The sequence below is a fragment of the Pseudomonas sp. PDM27 genome, from assembly GCF_019219205.1.
GTDB lineage: Bacteria > Pseudomonadota > Gammaproteobacteria > Pseudomonadales > Pseudomonadaceae > Aquipseudomonas > Aquipseudomonas laurylsulfatiphila.
In genome coordinates this window covers 298,056-310,412 of sequence record NZ_JAHUWF010000002.1, presented here as the reverse complement: position 1 = coordinate 310,412, position 12,357 = coordinate 298,056, and the positions used below count along the sequence as shown (strand labels likewise).

The window sequence follows — 12,357 nt, the reverse complement described above, 5'->3', positions numbered from 1 at the left end:
GACAGTCGGTTTCTGACTTGCCGTTCCAGGTCTTGAGCCGCGTGTCGCCAGCTTGAAATATTTGCTAATGCAAAGTGCTGGGTTATAAATAAATCTCGAGTGACGCGGAAGCTTCCCGATGGAATCGAAAGAACAGCTGTTAATGGAGCTACTGGGCCTCACGGCACGCTCGCTGACTCACCTCACCGCTTCGATGACGACGATGTCCTTCGAGTTGTTGCGCAGTGAGGACGAGGTCACCCGGGCTGCCGGTCGTCACATGATCGATCGCATGGCCACCATCAGTGCCGGGCTCGACGAACACTGGCGCCTGATTGGCGAACTGACCGGTGTCGATGTCGCTCACGGGGCGTTCGAAAACCTCCAGGAAATCCAGTTGCAGGCCCCGCCCAGGCTGCCGTCGAACTGAACCCGCACGGCCATCGGCTGGCCTGATATCCCTCGATTCACAAGACGAACGTCGCTGGTGTGGCGTCGGGTCTGGCGCCATAGTTTTGTTTCCGCGGCCATCGGTGCCCGCCCACGACAAGACAGACTGGCCATGACCAAGACTCTCCATCACCGTGCGTGCCATTTGTGCGAAGCCATCTGTGGCCTGACCATCGAAACCACCAAGGTCGAAGACGGCAGCGTGCAGATCACGTCGATCAAGGGCGATCCCCTGGACGCATTCAGTCGTGGCCACATTTGCCCCAAGGCCGTGGCCCTGCAAGACATCCAGAACGATCCGGATCGCCTGCATCAGCCGATGCAGCGGGTGGGCAATGAATGGCAACCCATCGAGTGGGACGCGGCATTCAACCTGGTGGCCGAGCGCCTTGCGGCGATTCAGGAGCGCCATGGGCAAAACGCCGTGGCGGTCTATCAAGGCAACCCGAGCGTGCACAATTACGGGTTGATGACCCACAGCAACTACTTCCTCGGCCTGCTGAAAACCCGTAATCGGTTTTCCGCGACGTCGGTCGATCAATTGCCCCATCACCTGACCAGTCATTTGATGTACGGCCACGGTTTGCTGCTCCCTATCCCGGACATCGATCACACCGATTTCATGCTGATCCTGGGCGGCAACCCGCTGGCTTCAAACGGCAGCATCATGACCGTGCCGGATGTGGAAAAACGCTTGAAGGCGATACAGGCCCGGGGTGGCAAAGTGGTGGTGGTCGACCCTCGCCGCAGTGAAACGGCGGCGATTGCCGATCAGCATCTGTTCGTGCGCCCGGGCGGTGATGCCGCGCTGTTGTTCGGATTGCTCAACACCTTGTTCGCTGAAGGCCTGACCCGCGACGGCCATCTGCCGGTAGACGGTCTGGAAGACGTGCGGGAGGCCGTCGCGCCGTTCACCGCCGAGGCCATGAGTCCGTTGTGCGCCGTACCGGCCGAACAGATCCGCCAATTGGCGCGAGACTTCGCCGCGGCGCCCTCGGCTGTCTGTTATGGCCGCATGGGCGTCTCGACCCAGGCATTCGGAACACTTTGTCACTGGGCGGTGCAGTTGATCAATCTGGTCACCGGCAACCTCGACCGCGTAGGGGGGGCCTTGTGCACCGAGCCGGCGGTGGACCTGGTGGCGACGACTTCGGGCGGGCATTTCAATTTGTGGCAGAGCCGGGTTTCCGGGCGCCCGGAATACGCCGGAGAGTTGCCAGTCTCTGCGCTGGCCGAAGAGATGCTCACCGAAGGGCAAGGGCAAGTCCGGGCGCTGATCACCGTGGCGGGCAATCCGGTGCTGTCCACGCCCAATGGCCGAAAACTCGAGCAGGCACTGGACGGGCTTGATTTCATGGTCAGCATCGACCTGTACATCAATGAAACCACGCGCTACGCCGACCTGATCCTGCCGTCCACATCGGCGCTGGAAAACGATCATTACGACACCACATTCAACCTGTTCGCGGTGCGCAACGTCAGTCGTTTCAACCGCGCAATCCTCGCCAAGCCCGAAGGGGCATTGCACGACTGGGAGATCTTCGTCGGGCTGGCCAAGGCGTTTGCCGCCAGGACCGGCAAAGAGTTGAAACCTACCATCGCCCCGGCGCAAATGATCGATCGCGGCCTGCGCATGGGGATGTACGGCGACACCTCAGAGCACAAGCTATCGCTGGCGACTTTGTTCGATCATCCCCATGGCGTCGATCTTGGCGCGCTCAAGCCTAACCTTGCACCGCGCCTGAAGACTGCCAATCAACGCATCCAGGCCGCGCCGGCGGCGATTCTCGCTGACCTGGCGCGCTTCGCAGCCTTGAAGGCGCCGGCCGCCGACGAGTTGTTGATGATTGGCCGCCGGCATGTACGCAGCAACAACTCATGGATGCATAACTATCATCGGTTGGTGAAGGGCAAGCCACGACACCAGTTGCTGATGCATCCGGACGACCTGGCCAGTCGCGGGCTCAGTGACGGACAGCGCGTTCGGGTCAGTTCGCGGGTGGGTGTGATTGAGGTCGAAGTGCTGGGCAGTCTTGATATGATGAAAGGCGTGGTCAGCCTGCCGCACGGCTGGGGTCACGCGCGGCCGGGCGTGCAAATGTCGATTGCCAGCAGCCAGCCGGGCTCCAGCGCCAACGACCTGACCGACGAATGCCGGATTGACGAACTGTCGGGAAATGCCGCGCTCAATGGCGTGCCAGTGACCGTGGCGGCGGCTTGAATCAGTCTGACGGAGAGACCGAGCAGGGCGCTCGGCTTTCCGTTACAATGCGCCACCGTGCCGACCCATGAGTCGGAAAGTTCAGCCGAGGTGCTCCATGGATATCATCGAAACGATTAAAGAGCAGATTGCCAACAACACCATTCTGCTTTACATGAAAGGCTCGCCAAATGCCCCGCAGTGCGGCTTCTCCGCGAAAGCTGCGCAGGCCGTGATGGCGTGTGGTGAAAAGTTTGCGTACGTGGACATCCTGCAGAACCCGGAAATCCGCGCCAATCTGCCAAAATACGCCAACTGGCCAACCTTCCCGCAACTGTGGGTTGCCGGTGAGCTGGTCGGTGGTAGCGACATCATGACTGAAATGGCTGCTGACGGTTCGCTGCAGAGCCTGATCAAGGACGCCGCCGCCAAGGCCGCTGCTCCAAAGACCGAAGCCTGATTCGGGCGGCTCCCCTGTAGGAGCTGCCGAAGGCTGCGATCTCTTGATCTTCAGCATTAAAAAAGCCCCGCCACTCGAAAGAGGGCGGGGCTTTTTATTGCGCTAAGGAAGTTACTGCAATATTGCGGCTGCAGTTGCCAAGATCGCAGCCTGCGGCAGCTCCTACTCGTCCTCGCCCATCTGCGATTGCAGATAGTTTTCGATACCGATCTTGTCGATCAGGCCCAACTGGGTTTCCAGCCAGTCGATATGTTCTTCTTCGGATTCGAGGATATCTTCAAGCAGCTCACGGCTGCCGAAGTCGCCAACTTTTTCGCAATGCGCGATAGCCACTTTCAGGTCGGCATGGCCGGTTTTCTCGATACGCAGGTCGCACTCGAGCATTTCCTTGGTGTGTTCGCCGATGTGCAGCTTGCCCAGATCCTGGACGTTCGGCAGGCCTTCAAGGAACAGGATCCGCTTGATCAGCTTGTCCGCGTGCTTCATCTCGTCGATGGATTCGTGGTACTCGTGCTTGCCGAGCTTGTTCAGGCCCCAATCTTCATACATGCGCGCATGCAGGAAGTATTGATTGATCGCGACCAGCTCATTGGCAAGGATCTTGTTGAGATGCTGGATGACTGTAACGTCGCCTTTCATGATGGGGTCCTGCCCTGTATTAGCTGTCAATAGAACAGAGTTTGAGCCGCGTATTTAATAGTGTCAAACCTAAGTTATTGAAACTTAAATGAAAATTAATCGGAATAAGAATGTTTGTGTTCCGCGTCTAGAGCATAACTAGTTGATTTTGAGGCATAAAAAAACCGGACATATGTCCGGTTCTTTGAAAATCGATACTTAAGCGGCTGTAAATTCTGCTGGATAGGGAATTGCAGCCTGGGCCGTTTGCAGTTTGGTCAGGGTCTCGCGGACCACTTCCTTGGCAAGACAGGCACATTTGCCGCATTGACTGGCAACGCCGGTAGCCACACGGACTTCCTTGTAGCTGCAGCATCCTTCATAGATCGCATCGCGGATTTGACCGTCGGTGACGCCAGTGCAGAGGCAAACATACATAAGGAAGACCGTCGCTGATTGTGACTCAATTGCGATGGATCTTAATGTTAACGAGAATGATTGTCAAAGTGGTTTCAGAGTACTTTTTGTCATAAGCGGGGGTGGCTGACGAACGGTCTATATGGCAAACCGAAGATACAAAACCGTCGGGGATTTCATCGTACCGGGAAAAAACAGCTAAGCCAGCTCAAACACGCGGTGTATGATGGCCGGTCTTTTGCGACCGGGGTTCGTGTCACAGGGCTGTCGCCTCAGGGTGGCAGGCTGATGCGAACCCTGTTTCTCACGCTATTACACCAGGAGATATCCAATGAGCGTACTCGTAGGCAAACAAGCCCCTGACTTCACCGTACCGGCCGTACTCGGCAATGGCGAGATCGTAGACAGCTTCACCCTGTCTTCGGCGATCAAAGGCAAATACGGCCTGGTGTTCTTCTACCCGCTGGACTTCACCTTCGTTTGCCCGTCCGAGCTGATCGCTCTGGACAACCGCATGTCCGAGTTCAAGGCGCGCAATGTTGAAGTGGTCGCTGTATCGATCGACTCGCACTTCACCCACAACGCCTGGCGCAACACCCCGGTCAACAACGGCGGCATCGGCGAAGTTCGCTACACCATGGCTGCCGACATCAAGCAGGAAATCATGAAGGCCTACGACGTTCAGTCCGCTGACGGCGTAGCGTTCCGTGGCGCGTTCCTGATCGACGACAAAGGCGTTGTCCGTTCGCAGATCATCAACGACCTGCCGCTGGGCCGTAACATGGAAGAGCTGCTGCGTCTGGTCGACGCTCTGCAATTCCACGAAGAGCACGGCGAAGTCTGCCCTGCCAACTGGAAGAAAGGCGACAAAGGCATGAACGCTTCGCCAGAAGGCGTTGCGGCTTACCTGACCGAGCACGCTGCCGCTCTGTAAGGCGCACGCTGCAGGTAAAAAAAAACCGGCCATCGAGGCCGGTTTTTTTATGCGCGGGAATAAATCTGCGACTGAAATCCCTGTAGGAGCGAGCTTGCTCGCGATGGACTCAAGAACACCGCGGGGAACCAGAACGCCCGCGTTATCGTTAACGACCATCGCGAGCAAGCTCGCTCCTACATTGATTCGTGAGTGCCATCAATCGTTGAAGTCTTCCCAACCACCCATCTGTTTCCAGCGATTGACGATGCCGCAGAACAGCTCCGCCGTCTTTTCGGTGTCGTAGCGGGCCGAGTGAGCCTCACGACCGTCGAAGTCGATGTCCGCTGCCTGACACGCCTTGGCCAGCACGGTCTGGCCGTATGCCAGGCCAGCGAGCGTCGCGGTATCGAAACTGGAGAACGGATGGAACGGATTGCGCTTCATGTCCAGGCGCGCAACCGCCGCGTTCAGGAAGCCCAGGTCGAAGCTGCTGTTATGCCCGACCAGGATCGCCCGTTTGCAACCGTTGGCCTTGAGGGCCTTGCGCACGCCGCGGAAGATATCGTTCAGGGCAGACTCTTCACTCACGGCCATGCGCAGCGGGTGATCGAGCTTGATCCCGGTGAATTCCAGGGCCGCCGCTTCGATGTTCGCACCTTCGAATGGCTCGACACGGAAGAAGTAGGTGTGATCCGGGTAGACAAAACCCTTTTCATCCATGGCGATGGTGGTCGCGGCGATTTCCAGCAGGGCGTCGGTGGCGGAGTTGAAGCCACCGGTTTCTACGTCGACGACAACCGGCAGGTAACCACGAAACCGTGCGGCCATTGGATGACGGGAACCGCCACCGCCGCCATTGCCTTCCAGTTCGTCGTCGAAATGGTCTTCACTCACGCGTGTTCCTCCAGCAGGCGCCAGCGCAGTTTTTCACCGGCGCGCAGCGGGATAACGGTCAGCTCGCCAAACGGCAGGCTGGCAGGGGCGGTCCATTCTTCGCGGACCAGGGTGATGCGATCGGTGTTGACCGGCAGGCCATAGAAACGCGGGCCGTTGAGGCTGGCGAAGGCTTCGAGCTTGTCCAGCGCATTGCGCTGCTCGAACGCTTCGGCGTACATCTCGATCGCCGCATAGGCGGTGTAGCAGCCAGCGCAACCACAAGCGGCTTCCTTGGCGTGCTGGGCGTGGGGGGCCGAGTCGGTGCCGAGGAAGAATTTTTCGCTGCCGCTGGTGGCGGCGTCGAGCAGGGCTTCCTGGTGCGTATTGCGCTTGAGGATCGGCAGGCAGTAGAAATGCGGCCGAATCCCGCCCACCAGCATGTGGTTGCGGTTGTACAGCAGGTGATGCGCGGTGATGGTCGCGCCCACGTTGGCCGAAGCCGAGTTGACGAACTGCACGGCGTCAGCGGTGGTGATGTGTTCGAACACCACTTTGAGCGTCGGGAAACGCTCGACCACACGACGCATGTGCTCGTCGATGAAGATTTTTTCGCGGTCGAACACGTCGACATCGCCACGGGTGACTTCACCGTGGATCAGCAACGGCATCCCGACTTCGGCCATGGCCTCGAGTGCAGGGAAAATCTTGTCGATGCTGGTAACACCAGAGTCCGAGTTGGTGGTCGCGCCGGCCGGGTACAGCTTGGCGGCGTGCACGAATCCGCTGGCCTTGGCCTCGCGGATCTCTTCAGGCTGGGTGCGGTCGGTCAGGTATAGGACCATCAGCGGCTCGAACGGGCTGCCGGCCGGGCGGGCAGCGAGAATCCGCTGGCGATAGCCGTCGGCTTCGGCCGCGTTGCGCACCGGTGGAACCAGGTTGGGCATGATGATGGCGCGGCCAAAGGTGCGCGCGACATCCGCGACGGTATTGGTCAACACGGCACCATCACGAAGATGAATGTGCCAGTCGTCGGGACGCAGCAGGGTCAGGCGGTCGGACATGAGGGGATTCCAGGCGGGTCAAACTCAAGGGAATGCTACCGGAAAAGACTCTTGCAGGCACTCGCTATCAAGTTTTGCCGCCAGCTTCCGATATCCAACAGGTATGCCGTAAACATGTGTGTGTCGGTCTTTTTGTTGTAGAAACCAGTGGAGCCTCCCGTGCGCCAGCGTTATTTAGCCTTGCTCAGTGTGTTTGCCAGCCTTCCCGCGATGGCGCTCACTTTTCAGACCCGCCTGGAGAGCATTGAGTGGACGGTCGAAGGCGACAAGTTCGAATGCCGCCTGACGCAGCCGATTACCGACTTCGGCTCGGGTGAGTTCGTGCGCAAGGCCGGTGAGCAGGCAACGTTTCGTCTGAAAGCCTATAACCCGATGATGGGCGGAGGTTCGGCGACCCTGCTGGCCGCTGCCGCACCCTGGCAGCCGGGGCGCGACGATATCAACCTGGGCACAGTGAGAATCGGCAGCGGCAACGTGTTGTTCAACAGTTCACAGGCGCAGGCCGGACGCCTGATCAGCGGTCTGATGGACGGTCGCAGCCCGGTGGTTCGCCGTTCCTCGGGAGATGGCCGGGTGTCGGAAGTGCGCTTGCTGCCGGTCAGGTTCACCCAGGCGTTTGCCGATTATCAAAGCTGCGTGGCCAAACTGCTGCCGCAGAACTTCGAGCAGGTGAAACAATCCCAAATTGGCTTCCCTGGCGGCGGGATCGAGCTCGACAGCGCCGCGAAAGCCAAGCTGCAGGTGATGCTGGAGTACATGAAGGCTGATCCGACGGTCAATCACATCGAGCTCGACGGTCACTCCGACAACAGCGGCAACCGCCTGACCAATCGCGACCTGTCGCGGCGCCGGGCCCTGGCAGTGATGGAGTTCTTCAAGGCCAACGGCATCCAGGAGTCGCAAATCACCCTGCGTTTCCATGGCGAACGTTATCCGCTGGCGCCCAATACCAACAACGCCAACCGTGCGAAGAACCGTCGGGTAGCGGTACGTCTGGAGCGGGGAGCGCCCGCGGAACAAGTCGCCCCGCAAGCGACGAAAGCGGCCACTTCGGCAACGTCCTGACCCTTCGGTCATCGTCGCGCTCTCGACAGATTCTGTCGCTTGGTCGTCATAAGCTGTCGCGCCTCTGTAAATTATCCTGCATGAGCGGTAGACTTCACGGCTTTCCGTAGAACCCCGTGGAGTGATGGCATGGCGGACGTAAACAAGGTCGTTCTGGCGTATTCCGGCGGCCTGGACACTTCGGTGATCCTCAAGTGGCTGCAGGATACTTATAACTGTGAAGTGGTGACCTTCACCGCTGACCTGGGTCAGGGCGAAGAGGTCGAACCTGCACGCGCCAAGGCTCAGGCCATGGGCGTCAAAGAGATCTACATCGACGACTTGCGCGAAGAGTTCGTGCGCGATTTCGTTTTCCCGATGTTCCGCGCCAACACCGTTTACGAGGGCGAGTACCTGCTGGGTACTTCCATCGCTCGTCCGCTGATTGCCAAGCGCCTGATCGAAATCGCCAACGAAACCGGCGCTGACGCCATTTCCCATGGCGCCACCGGCAAGGGCAACGACCAGGTTCGTTTCGAATTGGGCGCGTACGCCTTGAAGCCTGGCGTGAAAGTGATTGCTCCCTGGCGCGAATGGGACCTGCTGTCCCGTGAAAAGCTGATGGACTACGCCGCGAAGCACGCGATCCCGATCGAGCGTCACGGCAAGAAGAAATCCCCGTACTCCATGGATGCCAACCTGCTGCACATCTCCTATGAAGGCGGCGTGCTGGAAGACACCTGGACCGAGCACGAAGAAGACATGTGGCGCTGGACCGTTTCCCCGGAAAACGCTCCAGACAAGCCGCAGTACCTGGAACTGACCTACCGCAACGGCGATATCGTCGCGCTGGACGGTGTCGAAATGACTCCGGCCACCGTGCTGGCGACCCTGAACCGTATCGGTGGCGAACACGGTATCGGCCGTCTCGACATCGTCGAGAACCGCTATGTGGGCATGAAGTCCCGTGGCTGCTACGAAACCCCTGGCGGCACCATCATGCTGCGTGCCCACCGTGCGATCGAATCGATCACCCTGGACCGCGAAGTGGCTCACCTCAAGGACGAGTTGATGCCCAAGTACGCCAGCCTGATCTACACCGGCTACTGGTGGAGCCCTGAGCGCCTGATGCTGCAACAGATGATCGATGCGTCCCAGGTCCACGTGAACGGCGTTGTGCGCCTGAAACTGTACAAGGGCAATGTGATTGTCACTGGCCGCAAGTCCGACGACTCGCTGTTCGACGCCAACATTGCTACTTTCGAAGAAGATGGCGGCGCGTACAACCAGGCGGATGCTGCGGGCTTCATCAAGCTCAACGCCTTGCGCATGCGCATTGCGGCGAACAAAGGTCGGAAGCTGTTCTGAGACCTTTGAGCTCGTGATGGGTGCCTGAGCTCGTCCTTGACGAGGTCAGGCACCTGAAAACGGGGTGTGATGCCAGTTACTGCGATGTTGGGTGCATTCGTTGCCGCTCACGGTTTCCTGTCCATTTCCTTCCGATGGTCTGTCTGGCTCTACGCGTTGTTGTTTGCCGGTTGCCCGGCTTGATCAATGACCGTCAGCCTGTGCGAGGCCGGATCGTAGGCAATGTAATAGGCGGAGCAATGCTTCCGGCTCTGCCTGGAGTGTTTGAGCGCACTGGCCTTCAGTAAGGTCTCTGAAATGGCACAAGTGACAAACAGAATCACGTACGCCATCTTTTCCCGCGGTTTCTGGATTTTTTCCAGCAGCGTTTCAAATTCAACCTCCTTGTTCATACCGCGTGTATCAACGATGCACAGGTTTTTTACAGATTCCGGTAACTGAAGTTGATGCTGAACGAAGACGGTGCTGTGCAGGCCCATCTCCGTTGGCGGGTCCTGTGCACCGCAGGGCGACCGAGCTGGCTGCTGGCCATTCGTTGACGTTTCCGTAGCGGGATTCCCTGACGACTTCCCGGATGCTTTTTTTTCCAACCGCCCTGCATCTTCCATCGCTTTCATGAAGTGTTTTCCCTTTTCAAAGTCGGAAGGCGCATACAGTGATCGGTAGTTGAAGTTGAGTGTCGCGAAAAAAAGTAAAAGTAAATAAAACGGAAAGCTGATCAGAAACCAGACGTAGAGTTCTCTTTCCTCTTGGTCAAGGAAGGGGAGAGAAACGGCGGCCGAAGTTTCAGAGAGTGTTGCGAATATCGCAATGATTGTCATTGGGTTGGTGATTAGCTTTCTGCCATGTTCTGTACTCATGTTGAATTCTCATTTTTTGAGTGTTTTTTGAAGTTTGTTTGATGTGGCTGTATTGGAATTTTTTATGATTGCTGGTGGTGCTTTAATGATTGCTCAAAAAGTATAATTCGCTGTAAGAGTAATTGGATGTCTGGTGTGTGATATTTCTGGTGTGAATGTTGAGTGCGAAAATATCAGTTACGTTTTAGTGCAGAAGTTGATACTTGTGTTTGTCAGGGGGCGGCTGTTCACGCTGGCTTTTGGAAAATTCTGTTTGTAAATCGATAGAGTGGTTTGCTGAAAACTGCACCACCATGACGCTGATACAGTTTTCAACTCATTCCGCTCGAGGGATTCTTGTAGGAGAAATCCGTGTTGTTTGTAGGGTATGTCTCTTGGTGTGGGTGGTTGGAAAGGGCGACATGCCATGGGGGAAACGACTAGGCTATTGTGCGGGCTCTAAAAATTCGAACAGCGAAAATTGGACTTGCCCATGAATAAAGTGCTGATCGTGGATGATCACCCCGTCATTCGTCTTGCGGTACGTATGCTAATGGAACGTCATGGCTACGAAGTTATTGCAGAAACCGATAATGGTGTGGATGCACTGCAACTAGCCCGTGAACTTACGCCGGATATTGTCATTCTGGATATCGGGATTCCGAAGCTGGACGGATTGGAAGTTATCGCGCGTTTGTCTTCGACCTCAATGCCGATGAAAGTGCTGATCCTGACTTCCCAGGCACCGGGCCATTTTTCCATGCGTTGCATGCAATCCGGTGCGGCCGGTTATGTCTGCAAACAACAAGACCTGACGGAGTTGCTCAGTGCAATAAAGGCCGTGTTGTCAGGCTACAGTTACTTTCCCAATCAAGCCTTGCATACCGTGCGCTGCAGCTTGGGGAATGCCAGTGAGGCCGACATGGTTGATCGGTTGTCGGGGCGGGAAATGATGGTCCTGCAGCAGTTGGCCAGAGGGAAAACCAATAAGGAAATTGCCGATGGAATGTTTCTCAGCAATAAAACAGTCAGTACTTACAAGACCCGCCTGTTGCTCAAACTCAATGCAAGGTCCCTGGTCGATTTGATCGAACTGGCCCAACGCAACGGTCTGGTGTGATGGCGTATTTTTGCGACAAGGGGCGTATGTCTAAATATGGCACTCAAAAAAAAGCCTCCGTTTCGGGAGGCTTTCAGGTGTCATAAGTCAAAATCGTAGTCGGCCAATTGCTTTTGCAGTCGGCGCTCCTCCAGCAGATTGTCGATGGTGCGGCGTTTGCTCAGATTAGTTTTCGCTACTTCAACCACCGGCTCGGCGTCATCGGTTTCGGCGGTGGTGAAGTCGTCTTCTACGTCCAGTTGCTCTTTGCCAGTACTCATTTAGTTGCTCCAGGCTAAGAAGGCCTTTGGCGCTCCTTATATCGACAATCTCCCGGCGGGTAAAAAAGATTTTTTCAATCGACAATTCAATAATCCTAATAGCGCCTCAATCGTCGGAGGTTTTGTGCTTGTATTCGCACAAGTCCTCGATCCGGCAGCTTCCGCACCGGGGCTTGCGGGCGAGGCAGACATAGCGGCCGTGAAGGATCAGCCAGTGATGGGAGTCGAGCAAGTACTCCCTGGGCACGAATTTCATCAGTTTCTTCTCGACTTCCACCACATTCTTGCCGGGTGCAATGCCGGTGCGGTTACTGACCCTGAATATATGCGTGTCGACAGCCATGGTCAGCTGACGGAATGCCGTATTGAGTACCACATTGGCGGTTTTGCGGCCGACGCCGGGCAGCGCCTCCAGCTCTTCGCGGGTTTGCGGCACTTCACCGGCATGACGCTCGACCAGCAAGCGGCAGGTTTCGATCACGTTTTTCGCTTTGCTGTTGTACAGGCCGATTGTCTTGATGTACTCCGACAGTCCCTCGACACCCAGGGCATGGATCGCTGCCGGGGTATTGGCGACCGGGAACAGCTTGGCGGTGGCCTTGTTGACGCCGACATCGGTCGATTGCGCCGAGAGAATCACGGCAATCAGCAATTCGAACGGTGAGGAATAGGCCAGTTCGGTCTTGGGCTCCGGGTTGTCTTCGTGCAGTCTGCGGAAAATTTCCAGACGTTTTGCGGCATTCATGGAC

General features: G+C 57.1%; 14 protein-coding genes. 7 read left to right on the top strand and 7 right to left on the bottom strand.

Features of this window, described 5'->3' with window-relative positions:
• Window positions 1–118 precede the first annotated feature (118 nt).
• The 3 genes from KW838_RS06800 to grxD all read left to right on the top strand — a co-directional run bounded on the left by KW838_RS06800 (window position 119) and on the right by grxD (window position 3,089).
• The gene (locus KW838_RS06800; RefSeq protein WP_104449295.1) at window positions 119–409 is read left to right on the top strand and encodes a hypothetical protein; all 291 of its coding nucleotides are present in this window, start codon (window positions 119–121) and stop codon (window positions 407–409) included.
• A 132-nt stretch (window positions 410–541) separates the two neighbouring features.
• Window positions 542–2,650, top strand: coding sequence for a molybdopterin oxidoreductase family protein (locus KW838_RS06795; protein WP_102698456.1), 2,109 nt, complete (start codon window positions 542–544; stop codon window positions 2,648–2,650).
• Between the two features lie 97 nt (window positions 2,651–2,747).
• Window positions 2,748–3,089, top strand: a complete 342-nt coding sequence (gene grxD / locus KW838_RS06790) for a Grx4 family monothiol glutaredoxin (RefSeq protein ID WP_007971318.1) — start codon at window positions 2,748–2,750, stop codon at window positions 3,087–3,089.
• A gap of 162 nt (window positions 3,090–3,251) precedes the next feature.
• On the opposite strand, the gene bfr is transcribed toward grxD, so the two are convergent.
• Window positions 3,252–3,728 (bottom strand): bacterioferritin, encoded by a 477-nt coding sequence (gene bfr, locus KW838_RS06785; RefSeq protein ID WP_007971321.1) that lies wholly within the window; start codon window positions 3,726–3,728, stop codon window positions 3,252–3,254.
• A gap of 198 nt (window positions 3,729–3,926) precedes the next feature.
• On the bottom strand, window positions 3,927–4,145 hold the full coding sequence (locus KW838_RS06780; protein WP_007985869.1) for a bacterioferritin-associated ferredoxin: 219 nt from the start codon (window positions 4,143–4,145) through the stop codon (window positions 3,927–3,929).
• A gap of 310 nt (window positions 4,146–4,455) precedes the next feature.
• Between KW838_RS06780 and KW838_RS06775 the strand changes: the two genes are divergently transcribed.
• Window positions 4,456–5,058: a peroxiredoxin gene (locus KW838_RS06775; protein WP_007971324.1), complete on the top strand. Its 603-nt coding sequence runs from the start codon at window positions 4,456–4,458 to the stop codon at window positions 5,056–5,058.
• 198 nt (window positions 5,059–5,256) lie between these two features.
• Here the strand turns inward: KW838_RS06775 and rnt are convergent, their stop codons facing one another.
• Window positions 5,257–5,934: a ribonuclease T gene (gene rnt, locus KW838_RS06770; protein ID WP_007972317.1), complete on the bottom strand. Its 678-nt coding sequence runs from the start codon at window positions 5,932–5,934 to the stop codon at window positions 5,257–5,259.
• Window positions 5,931–6,977, bottom strand: a complete 1,047-nt coding sequence (gene pyrC, locus KW838_RS06765) for a dihydroorotase (protein WP_102698454.1) — start codon at window positions 6,975–6,977, stop codon at window positions 5,931–5,933. Before pyrC ends, rnt begins: the two co-directional genes overlap by 4 nt.
• Window positions 6,978–7,136: 159 nt before the next feature.
• Here pyrC and KW838_RS06760 point away from each other — a divergent pair, with 159 nt between their 5' ends.
• Window positions 7,137–8,042 carry an OmpA family protein gene (locus KW838_RS06760; RefSeq protein ID WP_102698453.1) on the top strand — a complete coding sequence of 302 codons (906 nt, stop codon included), beginning with the start codon at window positions 7,137–7,139 and terminating at the stop codon, window positions 8,040–8,042.
• Window positions 8,043–8,171: 129 nt separating this feature from the next.
• A complete protein-coding gene (locus KW838_RS06755) occupies window positions 8,172–9,389 on the top strand; it encodes an argininosuccinate synthase (RefSeq protein ID WP_218500749.1) in 1,218 nt (405 codons plus the stop codon).
• Window positions 9,390–9,538: 149 nt separating this feature from the next.
• On the opposite strand, the gene KW838_RS06750 is transcribed toward KW838_RS06755, so the two are convergent.
• Complete coding sequence (locus tag KW838_RS06750) at window positions 9,539–10,249, bottom strand: hypothetical protein (RefSeq protein ID WP_218500748.1); 711 nt, start codon at window positions 10,247–10,249, stop codon at window positions 9,539–9,541.
• Between the two features lie 472 nt (window positions 10,250–10,721).
• Here KW838_RS06750 and KW838_RS06745 point away from each other — a divergent pair, with 472 nt between their 5' ends.
• Window positions 10,722–11,348 (top strand): response regulator transcription factor, encoded by a 627-nt coding sequence (locus tag KW838_RS06745; protein WP_007972324.1) that lies wholly within the window; start codon window positions 10,722–10,724, stop codon window positions 11,346–11,348.
• An 80-nt stretch (window positions 11,349–11,428) separates the two neighbouring features.
• Here the strand turns inward: KW838_RS06745 and KW838_RS06740 are convergent, their stop codons facing one another.
• On the bottom strand, window positions 11,429–11,608 hold the full coding sequence (locus KW838_RS06740) for a PA3496 family putative envelope integrity protein (protein WP_007972325.1): 180 nt from the start codon (window positions 11,606–11,608) through the stop codon (window positions 11,429–11,431).
• A gap of 106 nt (window positions 11,609–11,714) precedes the next feature.
• Window positions 11,715–12,353, bottom strand: a complete 639-nt coding sequence (gene nth / locus KW838_RS06735) for an endonuclease III (protein WP_007972326.1) — start codon at window positions 12,351–12,353, stop codon at window positions 11,715–11,717.
• Window positions 12,354–12,357 lie beyond the last annotated feature (4 nt).

Excerpts from the sequence above, each read along its gene's own strand:
- KW838_RS06780 (WP_007985869.1), bottom strand. The coding sequence starts at position 4,145 with ATGTATGTTTGCCTCTGCACTGGCGTCACCGACGGTCAAATCCGCGAT.
- grxD (WP_007971318.1), top strand. The coding sequence starts at position 2,748 with ATGGATATCATCGAAACGATTAAAGAGCAGATTGCCAACAACACCATT.
- KW838_RS06745 (WP_007972324.1), top strand. The coding sequence starts at position 10,722 with ATGAATAAAGTGCTGATCGTGGATGATCACCCCGTCATTCGTCTTGCG.
- nth (WP_007972326.1), bottom strand. The coding sequence starts at position 12,353 with ATGAATGCCGCAAAACGTCTGGAAATTTTCCGCAGACTGCACGAAGAC.
- KW838_RS06800 (WP_104449295.1), top strand. The coding sequence starts at position 119 with ATGGAATCGAAAGAACAGCTGTTAATGGAGCTACTGGGCCTCACGGCA.
- KW838_RS06740 (WP_007972325.1), bottom strand. The coding sequence starts at position 11,608 with ATGAGTACTGGCAAAGAGCAACTGGACGTAGAAGACGACTTCACCACC.
- KW838_RS06755 (WP_218500749.1), top strand. The coding sequence starts at position 8,172 with ATGGCGGACGTAAACAAGGTCGTTCTGGCGTATTCCGGCGGCCTGGAC.
- bfr (WP_007971321.1), bottom strand. The coding sequence starts at position 3,728 with ATGAAAGGCGACGTTACAGTCATCCAGCATCTCAACAAGATCCTTGCC.
- pyrC (WP_102698454.1), bottom strand. The coding sequence starts at position 6,977 with ATGTCCGACCGCCTGACCCTGCTGCGTCCCGACGACTGGCACATTCAT.
- KW838_RS06795 (WP_102698456.1), top strand. The coding sequence starts at position 542 with ATGACCAAGACTCTCCATCACCGTGCGTGCCATTTGTGCGAAGCCATC.
- KW838_RS06750 (WP_218500748.1), bottom strand. The coding sequence starts at position 10,249 with ATGAGTACAGAACATGGCAGAAAGCTAATCACCAACCCAATGACAATC.
- KW838_RS06775 (WP_007971324.1), top strand. The coding sequence starts at position 4,456 with ATGAGCGTACTCGTAGGCAAACAAGCCCCTGACTTCACCGTACCGGCC.